This window comes from Streptomyces sp. 12E (assembly GCF_055633275.1).
This window is the reverse complement of record NZ_JBVNCJ010000002.1, coordinates 72680-90466: the sequence shown is the minus strand read 5'-3', so window position 1 is coordinate 90466 and position 17787 is coordinate 72680. Positions and strand designations below refer to the sequence as shown.

Below are 17787 nucleotides of genomic sequence, written 5' to 3'. Positions count from 1 at the left end.
CGTCCTGGACCATGTGGGCGATGCGGTCGGTGGGGTAGGCGGGGTCGACGGGCAGGTGGGCGCCGCCGGCCTTGAGGACGGCGAGGAGGGCCACGACGGGGGCGGTGCCGCGTTCGAGGCAGACGCCGACGACGGATTCGGGTCCGACGCCGTGGTGGGCGAGCAGGCGGGCCAGGCGGTCGGCGCGGGCGTCGAGTTCGGCGAAGGTGAGGCTGTGGCCGTCGGCGGTGAGGGCGGTCGCGTCGGGGGTGCGGGCGGCCTGGGCCGCGAACAGGTCGGGGACCGTGGCGGGCGCGACGTCGGCGGTGGTGTCGTTCCAGTCGTTCACGATCCGGCGTCGGCGGTCCTCGTCGAGGACGTCGATCGCGGAGAGGGGCAGGTCGTCGGCGCCTTCGGCGGTCGCGGCCAGGGCGTCGAGGATGCGGTCGAGTGCGGTCCGCAGGAGGGCGGTCACCTCGTGGGGGTCGACGTCGGTGTGCGCGTCGACGGCGAGGGACAGGGTGGTGCCGTCGTCGTCGACGGACACGGCCAGGGGGTAGTTGGACCGTTCCTGGGCGAAGAGGGTGCGGATGCCGTCGATGCCGGTGTCCTGGCCGGTGGTGGCGCGGCGGTAGTTGAACAGGGAGCTGAACAGGGGGGTGTCGCTGGTGGTGCCGGCGGCCCGCTGGGCGGTGGTGAGCGGTGCGTGTTCGTGTTCCAGGAGGGTGGTGAGCTGGTCGCGCAGGGCGTGGAGGGCGGCGAGGGCGCCGTGGTAGCCGGTGTGGACCCGTACGGGGAGGGTGTTGATGTACGGGCCGGGGGCCGGGCGCGTGGTGTCGGCGGTGCTGAGGCGTCCGGACAGGACGGTGCCGAAGACGACGTCGTCGCGGCCGCTGACGGCGGTGAGGACCCTGGCCCAGGCGAGGTGGAGGAGGGTGGCGGGGCCGGTGCCGTGCCGGTGGGCGAGGCGGCGCAGGCGGTCGGTGAGTTCGGGGGCGAGGTCGGTGCGGGCGCGGGTGGACGCGGAGCCGTCGCCGCGGACGTCGGTGAGTCCGTAGGGGGCGGTGGGTTCGGTGACGTCGCCGAGAAGTTCGGTGAAGTACCGCTCGTGGTCGTGGTGCGCGGCGCCGGCTCTGGCGCGGGCGACGAAGTCGCGGAAGGGGGCGGGTTCGGGCAGGTCGGCGCCGTGGCCGTCGAGGACGGCCCGTACTTCGCTCAGGACGGTCCGCAGGGCCTCGTGGTCCTGCACCATGTGGTGGGCGCGGACGAGGGCGAGCGGGCGTGTGTGCGCGGGGCCGTCGGCGATGGTCAGGTCGAGGAGCGGGGCCCGGGTCAGGTCGGTCGTGGTGCCGGCGGCGGTGAGGAGCTGCCGTACGGGGTCGCCGGCCTCGGGGTCCGGGGTGATTTCGGTGACGGGCAGGGTGGCGTGGCGCCACACGACCTGGACGGGTTCGCGGAGTCCTTCCCAGACGAGGGCGGTGCGCAGGATGTCGTGGCGTGCGAGGACCTGGCGGAGGGCGTCGGTGAAGGCGTCGAGGAGGGTGCGGGAGGCGAATTCCAGGACGGTGGGCTGCATGTAGGCGTCCTGGCCGCCGTCGGCGAGCAGGTGGTGGAAGAGGAGGCCCTCCTGGAGGGGGGCGAGGGGGTAGACGTCGGCGATGTTGGCGGCGCCGCCCTCGACGGAGGCGGCCACGGTGGCGAGTTCCTCGACGGTGAGGTCGACCAGCGGGAGCATCTCGGGGGCGACGGCGGTGGCGTCGGCCGGGATCGCGTTGGCGGGGATCTCGGTACGGGTGGTGCCGGCGGCCGCGGCGAGGCCGGCGGGGGTGGGGGTGTGGAACAGGGCGCGGACGGTGAGGTCGGCGCCGAGGGCGGCGCGGGCGCGGCCCATGAGTTCGACGGCGAGCAGGGAGTGGCCGCCGAGGGCGAAGAAGTCGTCGTCGGGTCCGACCTGTTCGAGGCCGAGGACGTCGGCGAAGACGCCGCACAGGAGTTCTTCGCGCGGGCCCGCGGGTGTCCTGCCGGGGATGGCGGTGCGGGTGGGTACGGGCAGGGCGTTGCGGTCGAGCTTGCCGTTCGCCGTCAGCGGCAGTGCGTCCAGCACCAGAATCGCAGCTGGCACCATGTGACCCGGCAGGCTCGCGGCCAGGTGGGCGCGTAGCTCTGCGGCATCAGTCGTCTCCTGTTCGTGGGTGGGGGTCGCGTAGGCCACGAGCCGTGCGTCGCCGGGGGTGTCCTCGCGGACGACGACCGCGGCGCGGGCGACGTGGGCGTGGCGTTCGAGGGCGGCTTCGATCTCGCCGGTCTCGATGCGGAAGCCGCGGATCTTGACCTGGTCGTCGGTGCGGCCGAGGCAGGTGAGGACGCCGTCGGGGCGCTGTCGGGCCAGGTCGCCGGTGCGGTAGAGGCGCTGCCCGGGCGTGAAGGGCGAGGCGACGAACCGTTCGGCGGTGAGGGCGGGGCGGCCGAGGTATCCGCGGGCGAGCTGGTCGCCGGCGAGGTAGAGCTCTCCCGTGGTGCCGGGTGCGACGGGTCGCAGCCGTTCGTCGAGGACGTGGGCGCGGGTGTTGGCGAAGGGCCGGCCGATGACGACGGGACCCTCGGTGACCTGGGCGGCGGTGGCCCAGACGGTGGCCTCGGTGGGTCCGTACAGGTTGACGGCGGGGATGCCGAGGGCGTGCAGTCGTGCGGCGAGTTCGCCGGGGAGGGCTTCGCCGCCGACGAGGGCGCGTACGGGGGCGGGCAGGGCGCCGGTGTCGAGGAGGGCACGCCACAGGGAGGGGACGGCCTGGAGGGCGGTGGCTCCGCTGGTGCGGACGAGGTCGAGGAGGGCGTGGGGGTCGCGGACGGTGTCGCGGTCGGCGAGGACGACGGCGGCGCCGTTGACCAGGGGCAGGAACAGTTCGAGGGCCGCGATGTCGAAGGAGACCGTGGTCACGGCGACGAGCCGGTCGCCGGTGGTGAGCGGGACGTGGGCGGCGACGGCGTGCAGGTGGTGGACGAGCGCGTGGTGGTCGACGACGACGCCCTTGGGGCGGCCGGTGGAGCCCGAGGTGTGGATGACGTACGCGGGGTGCCGGGGCAGGAGGGCGGCGCGGCCGGGGAGCCGCCCGGTGCGGGGGCTCTCGGGGGTGGTGCGGGCGGGGTCGTCGACGGTGACGACGGGGGTGCCGGCGAGTGCCGCGGCGGCGGTGTGCGCGGTGGTGGTCAGAACGCAGACCGGTCGGGCGTCGTTCAGCATGTACGCGATGCGGTCGTGCGGGTAGTCGGCGTCGAGCGGCAGGTAGGCGCCGCCGGCCTTGGTGACGGCGAGGAGGGCGGCGACGAGGTCGGCACCGCGTTCCATCAGGACGGCGACGACGGTCTCGGGGCCGACGCCGTGGCCGGCGATCAGGTGGGCCAGTTCTTCGGCGCGCGCGTCGAGTTCGGCGTAGGTCCAGGCGGTGTCGCCGTCGACGAGGGCGGTCGCGTCCGGGGTGCGGGCCGCCTGGGCTTCGAAGAGGTCGGGCAGGGTCGCGGCGGGAACGTCGACCGTCGTGTCGTTCCAGGTGTGCAGGATGCGGTGAAGTTCGGTGTCGTCGAGGAGCGGTACGTCGCCGACGCGGGTCTGCGGGGCGTCGGCGAGGAGCTCGGCGGCGCGGGCGAAGCGCCGGGTGAGCGTACGGGCCGTGTCGGCGTCGAACAGGTCGGCCGCGGCGATGAGGGTGCCGTGCAGGCCGGCGGGTGTGCCGTCGGCGGTGAAGGTCTCGCCGAGGGTGAACTCCAGGTCGAACTTGGCGGCGGAGTCGCCGACGGGCAGCGCTTCGGCGTGGACGCCGGGCAGTCGCAGGGCCGCTTCGCCGGTGTTCTGCAGCATGAGCATGACCTGGAACAGCGGGTGCCGGGCCAGGGAGCGGGTGGGGGCGAGGTCCTCGACGAGCTTCTCGAAGGGGACGTCCTGGTGTTCGCGGGCCGTGAGGGCCGTCTCCTGTGCCCGGGCGAGCAGTTCGCGGAAGGTCGGGTCGCCGGACAGGTCGGTGCGCAGCACGAGGGTGCTGACGAAGAAGCCGACCAGGTCGTCGAGGGCCTCGTCGCCGCGTCCGGCGTCGACGGTCCCGATCGGGATGTCGGTGCCGGCGCCGAGCCGGTGCAGCGTGACGGCGAGGGCGGCCTGGACCACGGTGAAGAGGGTGACGCCTTCGGCGAGGGCGAGACGCGCGAGGCGGGCGTGTGTCTCGGCGGGCAGCCGGAAGGGGACGGTGTGGCCCGTGTGGCCGGGCACGACGGGGCGCGTGCGGTCGTAGGGCAGGGCGAGTTCCTCCGGCAGGTCCGCCAGGGTGGTGCGCCAGTGGGCGCTCTGGCGGGCGAAGAGGCTCTCGGGGTCGTCCTCAGCGCCGAGGAGCTCGCGCTGCCACAGGGTGTAGTCGGCGTACTGGATCGGCAGCGGCTCCCAGGCGGGGGCCGTGCCTGCGGCGCGGGCCGCGTAGGCGGTGGACAGGTCGCGGCCGAGGGGGCCCATGGACCAGCCGTCGCCGGCGATGTGGTGGACGGCCATGACGAGGACGTGGTCGTCGGGGCCGGTCGACAGCAGGCGGGCCTTGAGGGGGATCTCGGTGGCGAGGTCGAAGGCGTGGCCGACGACGGCGGCGGTCTCCCGGTCGAGCGCGGTGGGGTCGGCGGGGTCGACGTCGCGGGTCTCCAGGTGCCAGTCCTGTTCGGCGGCCGGCAGGACCCGCTGGTGGGGCTCGCCTGCGGTGACGCCGTAGACGGTGCGCAGGATCTCGTGGCGTCCGATCACGTCCCGCAGGGCCGCCTGGAGCGCGTCGCGGTCCACGGGGCCGCGGAGTCGCTGCGCGACCCGGATGTTGTAGACCGCGCTCGGGCCCTCGAGCTGGGATATCAGCCACAGCCGACGCTGCGCGAAGGACAACGGGATCATCAGGACTCCTCCTGGTTACGCATCGGCCGCAGCGCGGGCCTAGCAGAGCTCACATTTCCAAGCTGTCGTACGAGGCCGGACACGGTCCGTGCCGTGAGGAGCACCCGCAGGGGCACCTCGATGCCGAGCGCCGTGCGCAGGCGGCTGGTGAGGCGTGCGGCGAGCAGGGAGTGCCCGCCGAGGGCGAAGAAGTCGTCGTCGACGCCGACCTGTTCCAGGCCGAGGACGTCGGCGAAGGCGGCGCACAGGGCCTTCTCCCGCTCGGTGACCGGTGCGCGGCCGGTGCCGGGGGCGGGACCGTCGTCGGGCAGGGCGGCGCGGTCGAGCTTGCCGTTGGGTGTCAGCGGCAGGGCGTCCAGCAGGACGACGGCGGACGGCACCATGTGCTCGGGCAGCCGCTCCCTGGCGAAGGCGCGCAGGTCCTCGGCGAGTGTCGCGCCGGCCTGGCCGGCGGGGACGGCGTAGCCGACGAGCCGCTTGCCGCCGGGGGTGTCGTCGCGGACGACGACGGCGGCCTGGGTGACGGCGGGGTGGGCGGCCAGGACGGCGCGGACCTCGCCGGGTTCGACGCGGAAGCCGCGGATCTTGACCTGGTCGTCGACGCGGCTGGCGAAGACCAGCCGGCCCTGGGGCGTCCAGCGGACCCGGTCGCCGGTGCGGTAGAGCCGCGCGCCCGCCCCGTCGAAGGGGGAGGCGACGAAGCGCTGCGCGGTCAGGCCGGGCCGGCCGGCGTAGGCGCGGGCCAGGCCGGCGCCCGCGATGTACAGCTCGCCGTCGACGCCGACGGGGACCGGGGCGAGGCTGCTGTCGAGGACGTACACCCGGGAGTTGGTGATCGGGACGCCGATGGAGGGTGTGCCGTCGTCCATGGTCAGCGGGTCGGAAATCGTCGCGCACACGGTGGTCTCGGTCGGGCCGTACGCGTTGACGAAGCGGCGGCCGCGTGACCAGCGGGCGACGAGGTCGCCGCCGAGGGCCTCGCCCGCGGAGACCAGGGTGGTGACGGGGGCGAGGTCCTCGGGCGCGAGGACGGACAGCACGGCGGGGGGCAGGGTGGCGTGGGTGACGCCGTGACGGGCGACGAGGCCGGCGAGTCCGCCGTCGGGCAGCAGGGTCTCGGCGGGGGCGACGACGAGGCGGGCGCCGGAGCACAGGGCCATGACGAGTTCCCAGGTCGCCGCGTCGAAGCCCGGCGAGGCGAACTGCAGGACGCGGCTGCCGGCCCCGACGTCGAAGTGCTCGATCTGGGCCGCGACCAGGCTGGCCACGCCCTCGTGGGTGACGACCACGCCCTTGGGGCGGCCCGTCGAACCCGAGGTGAAGATCATGTACGCGGGGTGGGCGGGGCGCAGGCGTGTTCCGGTCACCGGTGCGGCGTCCAGCGCCTCGATCCGCGCCGCGAGCGGCTCCTCGTCGAGGACGAGGACCGGCACGCCGGTCCCGGCCGGTACGGCGGGCGCGCACAGGGCCGAGGCGAGCACGGTCTGCGCGCCGGACTCGGCCAGCATGAACGCGATGCGTTCGGCCGGGTAGGCGGGGTCGACCGGCAGGTAGGCGCCGCCGGCCTTGAGGACGCCGAGGAGGGTGACGATCAGGTCGATGCCGCGTTCGCGCACGACGGCGACCACGGATTCGGGGCCGACGCCCCTGCCCATGAGGAACCGGGCGAGGCGGTTGGCCCGCGCGTCGAGTTCGGCGTACGTGAGCTCGGCGTCGTCCGCCGCGACGGCGACGGCGTCCGGAGCGTGGCGCACGCGGGCCGCGAACAGCTCGGGCACGGTCGCGGCCGGCACGTCGGCGGCCGTGTCGTTCCAGTCGGCGAGCACCTGGTGGCGCTGGTGCGCGTCGAGGACCCGCACGGTGCCGAGCGGCCGGTCGGGAGCGCCGTCCAGGGCCTCCTCGGCGGCGTCCACCAGCTCGTCGAGGGCGGTGCGCACCAGGGCGACGACCTCCTGCGGGTCGACCGGGGCGACGGCGTCGACCATGAGCTCGAGCCCGTCCTGGGCTTCGTCGACGAGCAGCGACAGCGGGTAGTTGGTGCGTTCGCGGGTGAACAGCAGCCGGGTGCCCGGCAGGGACGTGTTCCAGCGCGTGTCGGAGTCCTCGCCGACGCTGCGCCGGTAGTTGAGGCAGGCGGTGAACAGCGGGGCGTCGCCGTCGATGGCGGCCGCCCGCCGGGCCACGGTCAGCGGTGCGTGCTCGTGCTCCATGAGGCGGGCGAGCTGACCGCGCATGGCGGTGATCGCCTCCAGTGCGGAGGACCGGTCGGTGCGCACCCGTACGGGCAGGGTGTTGATGAACGGTCCCGGGACCCGGTCGGCGCCCGCGCCGGCGTTCATCCGCCCGAACAGGACGGTGCCGAACACGACGTCCTCGCGGCCGCTGACCGCGGCGAGCACCCGGGCCCAGGCCACGTGCAGCACGGTCGCGGTGCTCACGCCCGCGCGCCGCGCCACTTCGCGCAGCCGTACGGTGAGGTCGGGTCCGGCGGCCAGCCGCGCCCGGGTCAGGGTGGCCCCGTCGCCGTGCGCGTCCGCCAGGCCGTACGGGGCGGTGGTCTCGCCGACGTCGCCGAGGAGTTCGGCGAAGTACCGCTCGTGTTCGGCGCGTTCGACGCCCCCACGGGCCTGGGCGACGAACGTCCGGAACGGCAGCGGGTCGGGCAGGGTGTCGCCGCGCCCGGCGAGGAACGCGGTCACCTCCTGGAGGAGCACGTCGAGCGCGGTGCCGTCACGGACCATGTGGTGGGCGCGGATCAGCGCCAGCCACCGCTCGGGACGCTCCTCGCCGGGCACGGCCGCGCGGTGCAGGTCGAGCAGCGGAGCCGCACCGAGGTCCATGCGCGCGCCGCCCGCGTCGACGAGGTCGGCGACGGCGTCGGTGGTGCCGGGGTCGAGGACGACGTCGGTGACGGACAGCTCGGCGTGGCGCCGTACCACCTGGACCGGTTCGCGCAGCCCTTCCCAGGCATACGAGGTGCGGTAGATGTCGTGCCGGTCGACGACCCGCCGCAGGGCGTCGGTGAACGCGTCGAGCCCCTCCCGGGAGTCGAACTCCAGAACCGCCGGCATGACGTACGCGTCGTCGCCGCCGTCGGCGAGGAGGTGGTGGAAGAGCAGGCCCTCCTGGAGGGGGGCGAGCGGGTAGATGTCGGCGACGTTCGCGGCGCCGCCGTCGACGGTGGCGACGACGGCGGCCAGCTCGTCCTCGGTGAGGTCGACCAGCGGCAGCATCGCGGGCGTGAGCGCGGTGGCCCCCGCCGGGATCAGGTTGTCGGGGACGGTGACCTGCGGAGCGCCGGAGGTCGCGGCGAGGCTCGCCGCGGTCGGGTGGTCGAACAGGGCGCGTACGGAGACGGAGACCCCGCGGGCGCGCAGCATCTCGATGAGGCGGACCGCCACCAGCGAGTGGCCGCCGAGCTCGAAGAAGTCGTCGTCGACGCCGACGTGGTCGAGGCCTAGGACCTCGGCGAAGGCCGCGCAGAGGGTCTCCTCGCGGACGTCGGCCGGTGCCCGGCCCGCGCCCGCGGCGGCGGCGAAGTCGGGTGCGGGCAGGGCCTTGCGGTCGAGCTTGCCGTTGCCGACCAGCGGCAGGGCGTCCAGGACGACGACCGCCGAGGGGACCATGTGCTCGGGGAGCCGCTGCCCGACGAACTGGCGGATCGTGGTGGGAAGTTCGGTGCCCGACTCGTGGTGGTCGACGGGGACTACGTAGGCGACGAGCCTGCGGTCGCCGGGGGTGTCCTCACGGGCGACGACGGCGGCCTGGTCCACCAGCGGGTGGGCGGCGATCACCCCCTGGACCTCGCCCGGTTCGATGCGGTAGCCGCGGATCTTGACCTGGTCGTCGGCCCGGCCGAGGAAGGCGACCCGGCCGTCCGCCGTCCACTTCACGCGGTCACCCGTGCGGTACATCCGCTCGCCCCGCTCGTACGGGTTGGCGACGAACCGCTCGGCGGTGAGGGCTTCGCGGCCGACGTATCCACGAGCGAGGCCGGCGCCGGAGACGTACAGGTCGGCCGTCACACCGACCGGGACCGGCTGGAGGCGGGAGTCGAGGAGGTAGAAGCGGGTGTTGGCGATGGGGGTGCCGACGGGGACGACCCCTCCCGCGATCCCCTCGGCCGTCAGCCTCGTGGTGGCGATGCCGATCGTCGTCTCGGTCGGGCCGTAGTGGTTGTGGATCGCGCGCTCGCCGGCGGCCGTGAGGAGTTCCCGCAGCCACGGGGTGGACGCGGCCTCGCCGCCGAGGACCACGGACTGCGCGGGCAGTACGGCCTCGATGCCCGCCGCCGTCAGCGCGGCCAGATGCGAGGGAACGATCTTGAAGTGGTCGATCCCGTGCTCGGCAAGGTAGGCGGCGACCAGTTCCGGGTCGGTGACCGCGCTCTCGTCCAGGATGTGGAGTTCACCGCCGGTGGCGAGGCTGGCGAAGACCACCGTGTTGCCGAGGTCGGTCGCCTGCGCCTGGAGCAGCGCGTAACGCGCGCCCTCGCCGCCGAAGCCGAGACGGCCGGGGACCGAGGCCGTGTAGTTCGCCAGGCCACCATGGGTGACGGCGACGCCCTTGGGCCGGCCGGTCGAACCCGACGTGTAGATCACGTACGCCAGGGACCGCGGCGCGACCTCACGCTCGGGGCGCTCCGGCGACGCGGTGGTGATCTGCATCTCGACGAAGGTGTCGTCGATCGCCACCAGGCGCGAACGGCCCGCGGGCAGTTCGTCGAAGAGGTCCTCGGTGGTCAGTACCAGCGCGGCCCGGCTGTCGCGCAGGAGGTACGCGATCCGGTCCGTGGGCTGCGCCGGGTCGATGGGCAGGTAGGCGGCTCCGGCCTTCCACGTACCGAGAATGGTCGCGATCATGTCGGCGCCGCGCGGCAGGCACAGGCCCACCACCGACTCCGGACCGACACCCTGACCGATCAGGTAGTGCGCGATCCGGTTGGCCCGCACCTCCAGTTCCGCGTACGAGACCGCCGCCCCCTCAGCGACGATCGCCGCGGCCTCGGGAGCGGCGGCCGCACGTGCCTCGAACCGCTCATGGACCAGGGCCGGCCGGCCGTCGGCCGACGTGTCGTTCCAGACGGTCAGGACCCGGTGCCGCTCCTCATCCGGCAGGACCACGATCGAGCCGAGCGGTATGTCGGGGCCGCCGTCGAGGGTGGTCTCCAGGGCGGAGAGAAGTCGGTCGGTGGCGGTGCGGACGAGGACGCCGACCGCGAAGGAGTCGATGGGGACGACGGAGTCGACCGCCACCTCGGTCCGGTCGCCGTAGTCGTCGACCAGGATGACCAGGGGGTAGTTGGTGCGCTCGCGGACCGAGAGCAGCTGCACGCCATCCATTCCTTCGTCCACGGCCCGGCCGTTGTTGCGCCGGTAGTTGAGGAAGGAGGTGAAGAGCGGGGTGTCACCGGTGACGCCGCTGGCGCGCTGTGCGACGACGAGGGGGGCGTGCTCGTGCTCCAGGAGTTCGGCGAGCTGTCCGCGCGTGGCGCACAGGGCCTCGTGGGCGCCGAGTTCGCCGGTGCGGATCCGGACCGGCAGCGTGTTCATGAAAGGGCCCGCCACACGGTCGGCGCCGTGGCCGGCGTTCAGCCGGCCGTACAGCACCGATCCGAAGACGACGTCCTCGTGGCCGCTGAGGGCGGCCAGGACGCGGGCCCAGGCGACGTGCAGCACGGTCGCCGTGCTGGTTCCGAGGCGCTGGGCAACGCTGCGGAGCCTGTCGTGCAGCTCCGGTGCGAACGGCACGACCGCGTGGACGGTGCCGGCACCGTCGCCGCGCGCGTCGGTCACGCCGTAGGGGGCGGTGGGTTCGGTGACGTCGCCGAGGAGGTCGGTGAAGTACCGGGTGTGGTCGGTGTGCGCGGCCGCTCCGCGTACCTGGGCGACGAACGTCCGGAAGGGAAGGGGCGCGGGCAGGGTGTCGCCGTGGCCGGCGAGGATCGCCTCGACCTCGTCGAGGACGATCTGCAGGGCCGTGTGGTCGCGGACGGTGTGGTGCATGCGGACGAGGACCAGGTGGCGGTCGCCTGCGGGGTCGGCCGCGACGTGCGCGTCGAGCAGGGGTGCCTGGCCGAGGTCCATGGTGCCGCCGGCGGCGGCGAGAAGTTGCTCGGTCGGGTCACCGCCGTCGGCGTCGAGGGTGACCTCGGTGACGGGCAGGGTGGCGTGGCGCCGGACCACCTGGACCGGTTCGCGCAGGCCTTCCCAGGCGAAGGAGGTGCGGTAGATGTCGTGCCGGTCGACGACCTGCTGGAGGGCGCTGGTGAAGGCGCCCGCGCGGTCGCGTGAGTCGAGTGCGAGGACGGCGCGCATGACGTAGGCGTCCTCGCCGCCGTCGGCGAGGAGGTGGTGGAAGAGCAGGCCCTCCTGGAGGGGGGCGAGCGGGTAGATGTCGGCGACGTTCGCGGCGCCGCCGTCGACGGTGGCGACGACGGCGGCCAGCTCGTCCTCGGTGAGGTCGACCAGCGGCAGCATCGCGGGCGTGAGCGCGGTGGCGCCGACGGGGATGAGGTTGTCAGGGACCTCCGCCTGGTGGGCGCCGTCCGAGGCCGCCAGACCCGCGACGGTCGGGGTGTCGAAGAGGGCGCGGACGGAGATCGTGACGCCGTGGGTGCGGAGGGTCTCGATGAGGCGGACGGCGAGGAGGGAGTGGCCGCCGAGGCGGAAGAAGTCGTCGTCGACGCCGACGTGGTCGAGGCCTAGGACCTCGGCGAAGGCCGCGCAGAGGATCTCCTCGCGCACGGTGGCCGGGCCGCGGCTGCCGAGGCCCGCGGCGTACGCGGGGGCGGGCAGGGCCTTGCGGTCGAGCTTGCCGTTGACGTTCAGCGGGAGCCGGTCGAGGACCACGACGGCCGACGGGACCATGTAGGAGGGCAGCCGGTCGGCGGCGAGGTCGGTCAGGAGCTGCGGCAGTTCGTCGGCCGATGCGTCACCGGCCGGTACGACGTAGGCGACCAGGCGCTTGTCTCCCGGGGTGTCCTCGCGGGCCACGACGGCGACCTGGGCCACCTGGTCGTGTCCGGCCAGGACGGACTGCACCTCGCCCGGCTCGACCCGTATCCCCCGGATCTTGACCTGTTCGTCGGCGCGGCCGAGGTACTCGATCTGACCGTCGGTGTTCCAGCGGACGACGTCGCCGGTGCGGTACATCCGCCGGGCGGTCTCGAAGGGGTTGGCGACGAAGCGTTCAGCGGTCAGCCCGGCACGTCCCTGATAGCCGCGGGCGAGCTGCACACCGGCGAGGTAGAGCTCTCCCGCCACGCCGACGGGCACCGGGGAAAGCGTGGCGTCCAGGACGTACACCCGGGTGTTGGCCACAGGCACACCGATCGGGACCGACACGCCTTCCCGGCCGGGAACGCACTGCCAGGACGTGACGTCGACCGACGCCTCCGTCGGCCCGTACAGGTTGTGCAGCTCGACGCCGGGCAGGAGGGAGAAGAACCGGTCCCGCACCGACGGTCCCAGGGCCTCGCCCGAGCAGATGACCCGCCGCAGACCCACACACTCCCCCGCCGCCGGCTCGGCGACGAACGCCTCCAGCATCGACGGCACGAAGTGGACCGTCGTCACCGCACGCTCACGGACCACCGACGCCACATACGCCGGGTCACGGTGACCACCGGGGCGCGCCACCACGAGAGCGGCGCCCACCGACAGCGGCCAGAAGAACTCCCACACCGACACGTCGAAACCGAACGGCGTCTTCTGCAGCACCCGCTCGCCCGCGCCCAGCCCGTACCGGTCCTGCATCCACACCAGCCGGTTCACGATTCCGGCGTGCGGAACGACCACGCCCTTCGGACGGCCCGTCGAACCCGACGTGAAGATCACGTACGCGGGAGACCGCGGGTCGACCCGCACGCCCAACGGGCCGTCGTCGAGATCCGCGACCGAAGTGTGGTCGAGGACGACGAGGGCCGTCTCCGACACCGGGACACCCGGTGCGATGCCGGCCGAGGTCACCACGGCGACGGGAGCGGCGTCGATGAGAATGTTCGCGACACGCTCGGCGGGGTGGTCCGGGTCGATCGGCAGGTAGGCGCCGCCGGCCTTCAGCACCGCGAGCAACGCGACGACCATGTCGGGCCCGCGCTCCAGGCACACCCCCACCACCGACTCCGGGCCCACGCCCAGACCCGCCAGATGCCGGGCCAGACGATTCGCCCGCCCGTCAAGCTCCCGGTACGAGACGACCTCACCGTCCCACACCACCGCGTCCGCCTCCGGCGACCGCGCCACCTGCGCCTCGAACAGGTCCACCAGCGAACCCGAAACCCGCTCCACGACCGTGTCGTTCCACTCCACCAACACCCGGCCACGCTCCCCCTCGCCGAGGACGCGGAGCGTGCGCAGTGGCACGTCGGCGCCGCCGTCGAGGGTGGTCTCCAGGGCGTCGAGGAGCTGCTCGACGGTGGTGCGGGTGAGGGTGGTCACGGCAGTGGGGTCGATGGGCTCGGCGGCGTCGACGGACAGGCTGATGCGGTCGCCGTTGTCGTCCACGAGCAGGGCCAGCGGGTAGTTGGACATCTCGCGGGCGAAGAGCAGGCGGGTGCCGTCGAGTGTGGCGTTCCAGCTCGCTTCGGCGTCCTGGCCCGCGTTGTGGCGGTAGTTGAGGAAGGAGGTGAAGAGGGGAGTGTCTCCCGTGATCCCGCTGGCGCGCTGTGCGACGGCGAGGGGGGCGTGCTCGTGTTCGAGGAGTTCGGCGAGCTGTCCGCGTGTGGCGGACAGCGCCTGGAGTGCGCCGAGTTCGCCGGTGCGTATGCGGACCGGCAGCATGTTCATGAAGGGGCCGGGCACGCGGTCGGCGCCGGAGCCCGCGTTCATCCGCCCCAGCAGGACGGTGCCGAAGACGACGTCGTCGTGGCCGCTGAGGGCGGCCAGGACACGGGCCCAGGCGACGTGCAGCACGGTCGCCGTGCTGACTCCGGCCCGACGTGCCGCGGTGCGCAGCCGGGCGGTCAGTCCGTCTTCGAGGGGCAGCAGGGCGAGTCGGGCGTCCGAGCCGTCACCGCGTACGTCGGCCATGCCGTAGGGGGCGGTGGGTTCGGTGACGTCGCCGAGGAGGTCGGTGAAGTACCGGGTGTGGTCGGTGCGCGCGGCCGCTCCGCGTACCTGGGCGACGAACGTCCGGAAGGGAAGGGGCGCGGGCAGGGTGTCGCCGTGGCCGGCGAGGATCGCCTCGACCTCGTCGAGGACGATCTGCAGGGCCGTGTGGTCGCGGACCAGGTGGTGCATGCGCAGGAGGACGAGCACACGGCTGTCGCTCGTGGCGGCGAGGTGCAGGTCGAGCAGGGGTGCCTGGCCGAGGTCCATGGTGCCGCCGGCGGCGGCGAGGAGCTGCTCGGTCGGGTCGCCGCTCCCGGGGTCGAGGACGACGTCGGTGACGGGCAGGGTGGCGTGGCGCCGGACCACCTGGACCGGTTCGCGCAGGCCTTCCCAGGCGAAGGAGGTGCGGTAGATGTCGTGCCGGTCGACGACCTGCTGGAGAGCCGCGGCGAAGGCGGTGACGCGGTCGCGCGTGTCGAACTCGAAGACCGCCGGCATGACGTAGGCGTCGTCGCCGCCGTCGGCGAGGAGGTGGTGGAAGAGCAGGCCCTCCTGCAGGGGGGCGAGCGGGTAGATGTCGGCGACGTTCGCGGCGCCGCCGTCGACGGTGGCGACGACGGCGGCCAGCTCGTCCTCGGTGAGGTCGACCAGCGGCAGCATCGCGGGCGTGAGCGCGGTGGCGCCGACGGGGATGAGGTTGTCGGGGACCTCGATCCGCTCGGCTCCGGCGGAGCGCGCGACGGCGTGGGGGGTCGGGGCGTCGAACAGCGTCTTGAGCGAGATCGTGACGCCGTGGGTGCGGAGGATCTCGATGAGGCGGACGGCGAGGAGGGAGTGGCCGCCGAGGCGGAAGAAGTCGTCGTCGACGCCGACGTGGTCGAGGCCGAGGACCTCGGCGAAGGCCGCGCAGAGGATCTCCTCGCGCACGGTGGCCGGGCCTCTCCCCTCGCCCGCGACCGCGGTGAAGTCGGGAGCCGGCAGGGCCTTGCGGTCCAGCTTGCCGTTCACGCCGAGCGGGAACTCGTCCAGGACCACGACGGCCGACGGCACCATCGCCGCGGGCAGTCGCTCGGCTGCGAACTCGGTGACAACGGAGGCGACCTCACCGGCCGATGCACCGTCGGCCGATGCGTCACCGGCCGGTACGACGTAGGCGACCAGGCGCTTGTCTCCCGGGGTGTCCTCGCGGGCCACGACGGCGACCTGGGCCACCTGGTCGTGTCCGGCCAGGACGGACTGCACCTCGCCCGGCTCGACCCGTATCCCCCGGATCTTGACCTGTTCGTCGGCGCGGCCGAGGTACTCGATCTGACCGTCGGTGTTCCAGCGGACGACGTCGCCGGTGCGGTACATCCGCCGGGCGGTCTCGAAGGGGTTGGCGACGAAGCGTTCAGCGGTCAGCCCGGCACGTCCCTGATAGCCGCGGGCGAGCTGCACACCGGCGAGGTAGAGCTCTCCCGCCACGCCGACGGGCACCGGGGAAAGCGTGGCGTCCAGGACGTACACCCGGGTGTTGGCCACAGGCACACCGATCGGGACCGACACGCCTTCCCGGCCGGGAACGCACTGCCAGGACGTGACGTCGACCGACGCCTCCGTCGGCCCGTACAGGTTGTGCAGCTCGACGCCGGGCAGGAGGGAGAAGAACCGGTCCCGCACCGACGGTCCCAGGGCCTCGCCCGAGCAGATGACCCGCCGCAGACCCACACACTCCCCCGCCGCCGGCTCGGCGACGAACGCCTCCAGCATCGACGGCACGAAGTGGACCGTCGTCACCGCACGCTCACGGACCACCGACGCCACATACGCCGGGTCACGGTGACCACCGGGGCGCGCCACCACGAGAGCGGCGCCCACCGACAGCGGCCAGAAGAACTCCCACACCGACACGTCGAAACCGAACGGCGTCTTCTGCAGCACCCGCTCGCCCGCGCCCAGCCCGTACCGGTCCTGCATCCACACCAGCCGGTTCACGATTCCGGCGTGCGGAACGACCACGCCCTTCGGACGGCCCGTCGAACCCGACGTGAAGATCACGTACGCGGGAGACCGCGGGTCGACCCGCACGCCCAACGGGCCGTCGTCGAGATCCGCGACCGAAGTGTGGTCGAGGACGACGAGGGCCGTCTCCGACACCGGGACACCCGGTGCGATGCCGGCCGAGGTCACCACGGCGACGGGAGCGGCGTCGATGAGAATGTTCGCGACACGCTCGGCGGGGTGGTCCGGGTCGATCGGCAGGTAGGCGCCGCCGGCCTTCAGCACCGCGAGCAACGCGACGACCATGTCGGGCCCGCGCTCCAGGCACACCCCCACCACCGACTCCGGGCCCACGCCCAGACCCGCCAGATGCCGGGCCAGACGATTCGCCCGCCCGTCAAGCTCCCGGTACGAGACGACCTCGCCCTCCCACACCACCGCGTCCGCCTCCGGCGACCGCGCCACCTGCGCCTCGAACAGGTCCACCAGCGAACCCGAAACCCGCTCCACGACCGTGTCGTTCCACTCCACCAACACCCGGCCACGCTCCCCCTCGCCGAGGAGGTCGGCGTGGGCGGCGAGGGCGGTGGGTTCGGCGTGGGCCAGCCAGGTGGCGACGTTGAGGTAGTGGCGTGAGACGGCGGCGGCCGCGTCGAGGTCGTGGGCGTCGGGGTTGGCGTCGACGTTGATCTGCATGCCGCCGCGGTCGTAGATGTCTATGCGGAGGTTGTCGACGGGGCCGGTGGACAGGTTGTGGGTCACGGTGGGGCAGGTGCCGAACCGCAGGTCGTAGTCGAAGGCCATCACGTTGATGTGGAGGCCGCACAGGTCGCCGTCGGTGATCTTGAGGTCGCCGAGCATGTCGCGGTAGCGGTAGCGCTGGTGCTTCATGCCGTCGCGGACGGCGCGGGAGGTCTGGCGTACGAGGTCCTCGACCGTGGTGCGGGGGCCGATGCTCAGGCGCAGGGGCAGGATGTTGGAGGTCATGCCGGGGACGGCGAGCGTGTGGCGGTCGCCTCGGGCGCGTACGGGCAGGCCGACGGTGATCTCCCGTTCGCCGCTGACCCGGTGCTGGTAGAGCGCGGCGGCGGCGATCATGAGGCCGGGGAAACTGGTTCTGAGGCGGCGTGCGCCGCGCTTGAGGCCGTCGGCCGCTTCGGTGTCGATGCCGTCGGTGTGCCGCAGCGGGGCGTGCTGGGCGCGGCGGGACTTGTAGGCGTCGCCTCCGTCGAGGGCGGGGTGGCCGGCGAGGCGGTCGAGCCAGTAGAGCCGGTCCTGGTCGTACTGCGGGGAGGTCCGGTAGGCGCGGTCGTCCTCGTGCAGGACGGAAAAGGGCGCGAGAGCGCCTTCGGCGGGATCGCGGCCTTCGAGGAGGGCGGCGTAGATCTCGGCGCCGCGGGCGGCGGCGACGGCGCCGCTCTGGCCGTCGAAGACGAGGTGGTGGACGCGGATGTGCCAGTAGTGGAGTTCATCGTCCAGCGTGATGATCGCGGCGTTGTAGAGCGGTCCGCCGTCGAGTTCGGCGGGGCGGCGCAGGTCGGCGTCCATCCAGGCGCGGGCGGCGGCGCGGGGGTCCGTCTCGCCGCTGAGGTCGACGGCCTGCACGGGGTAGTCGGCCGCGTCGTGGAGGTATTGGACGGGGGTGCCGTCGACGGTCTTCAGGCGCAGGCGTACCGTCTCGGTCTCGCGGATCCGCAGTTCGGCCGCGCGTACGAGCAGGGCGTGGTCGACGGGTCCGTGGATCTCGATGTACTCGGCGAGAAAGAACGACTGGTTTTCGGGGGCGAGCTGCTGCGCATACCAGATGCCGAGCTGTCCGCCCATCAACTCGATGAACTCGCCCTCGTTCTTGGTCAT

2 protein-coding genes (1 of these 2 running past the window's edge) are annotated in these 17787 nt (G+C 73.3%); both read right to left on the bottom strand.

Annotated elements, in window-relative coordinates:
- On the bottom strand, positions 1-4897 hold the 5' portion of the coding sequence (locus ACZ8ZB_RS34440; RefSeq protein ID WP_470741737.1) for a non-ribosomal peptide synthase/polyketide synthase. It extends 14387 nt beyond the left edge of the window; the window shows 4897 of its 19284 coding nt (coding positions 1-4897); its start codon is at positions 4895-4897; its stop codon lies off the left edge, out of view.
- Positions 4897-17787: an amino acid adenylation domain-containing protein gene (locus ACZ8ZB_RS34435; RefSeq protein WP_470741736.1), complete on the bottom strand. Its 12891-nt coding sequence runs from the start codon at positions 17785-17787 to the stop codon at positions 4897-4899. The genes ACZ8ZB_RS34440 and ACZ8ZB_RS34435 overlap by 1 nt, the downstream gene beginning before the upstream one ends.